Here is a 1,528-nt window from a genome sequence, read left to right as displayed (position 1 = left end):
ACAGTACGACAGGAGCGCCGCGACAGCGCATCACAGTGAGGACTCTCGTGCCGGCCCGAAAGACAAGCTCCCCAGCGCCGCTGGAAAGCGCAAGCCCTCTGGATGACCTGCCCTCCCTGCGCGGGCTGGTCGCCTTTGACGTGACGGTCCGCCTGGGGTCGATGACGGCCGCCGCCAGTGAGCTGGATACCACCCAGCCCACCATCTCCCAGCGCATCCGCGCGCTGGAGGAGCACCTGGGCCATCCGCTGTTCGATCGCCAGGGCGGCCGGCTGATCCTCAACCACTACGGCGAGAGCTTCCATGCCGAACTGGCAGGCGGACTTGGCAAGGTATGCAGCGCCGTCACGGAAGCACGTCGCAAGGTGCACAAGCCTACGCCGCGCATCACCATCGCCGCGGGCGCCGGTTTCGCGCATGTCTGGCTGCGCCCACGCCTGGAGCGGCTGGAACAGGACTTTCCCGACTGTCACTTCACGCTGCTGCCGATCGATCGCGATGAAGACCCGCAGATGCAGCAGGCCGACATCGCGATCCGCTTCGGCCCGCCGCTGACGGGCGATCATCGCGATACGCTGGTGGTCGCGGAGCGCGCCTTCCCGGTCTGCTCCCCGGACTACGCCCGACGTCATGGGCTCGAGAAGGGGCTGGATGCCGAAGCGCTGTCGCGCATCACCCTGCTGCATCTGGACATGCGCGATACCCGCTGGCTGGACTGGGCCACCTGGTGTCGCCACGCGGGGCTGCCGGTGCCGCGCCTCGACAAGGCCTTCCCCTACAACAACTTTCCGCTGACGCTCAATGCTGCCGTCAATCATCAGGGCGTCGCGCTGGGCTGGAGCCACGTCATCCAGGACCTGCTCGACAACGGCTCGCTGATCGCCCTGACGCCGCATATCTCGCGGGACCGCCACGGCTATCGCATGAGTGTCCGCCATCCCAACAGTGCCGTGATCCAACCGATCACCCGCTGGCTGACACGCGAATTTTCCGGCCTCGAGATTCCGGGGCCTACCTCAAGGCAGCCGTGAACGGCCGCAACCCCTCGCTCCGTCCGGCGCGCGCCGCCGAGACAGGCTTCTCCCCCGACGAACGACAGAGACTCCCATGCAGCATCTATTCATCTACGGCACCCTCGGCCCGGGCGGCCCCAACGAACACGTCATGCTCGACATTGGCGGCAGCTGGACACCCGGCACCCTCAAGGGCCGCCTGGAGGCAGCTGGCTGGGGGGCTGAGATGGGCTTTCCGGGGCTGAGACTGGATGAGGCGGGCGACACCATCCGCGGTCACGTCTTCTCCTCCGACAACCTGGCCGATCACTGGCAGGCGCTGGATGATTTCGAAGGCAGCGAATACCTTCGCCAGCCGGCCACGATCACGCTGGAAGATGGCAGCACCCTGACGGCACAGGTCTACGCGCTGAGCCAGCCGTAAGCTGCTCCATGAACTGTTTCATGAACTGCTCCATAAGCTGATCAGTGCGCTGATGCCCGGCGTCGCTGCCTGAGTGTCGAGGTCTGAGCGC

The 1,528-nt window shown here is 66.2% G+C and carries 2 protein-coding genes; both read left to right on the top strand.

Annotation, left to right across the window (positions count from 1 at the left end; translation table 11 throughout):
* Positions 1-47: 47 nt before the first annotated feature.
* The gene (locus tag AC4FAH_RS11985; RefSeq protein ID WP_165873978.1) at positions 48-1,031 is read left to right on the top strand and encodes a LysR substrate-binding domain-containing protein; all 984 of its coding nucleotides are present in this window, start codon (positions 48-50) and stop codon (positions 1,029-1,031) included.
* A 76-nt stretch (positions 1,032-1,107) separates the two neighbouring features.
* Entirely contained in the window at positions 1,108-1,437 is a 330-nt protein-coding gene (locus tag AC4FAH_RS11980) for a gamma-glutamylcyclotransferase family protein (RefSeq protein ID WP_153636169.1), read from the top strand.
* Positions 1,438-1,528: the final 91 nt, after the last annotated feature.

Source organism: Cobetia sp., assembly GCF_983723665.1.
The sequence above is the reverse complement of the archived record's forward strand: the minus strand, read 5'-3'. Positions and strand labels throughout refer to the sequence as shown.

Excerpts from the sequence above, each read along its gene's own strand:
- AC4FAH_RS11980 (WP_153636169.1), top strand. The coding sequence starts at position 1,108 with ATGCAGCATCTATTCATCTACGGCACCCTCGGCCCGGGCGGCCCCAAC.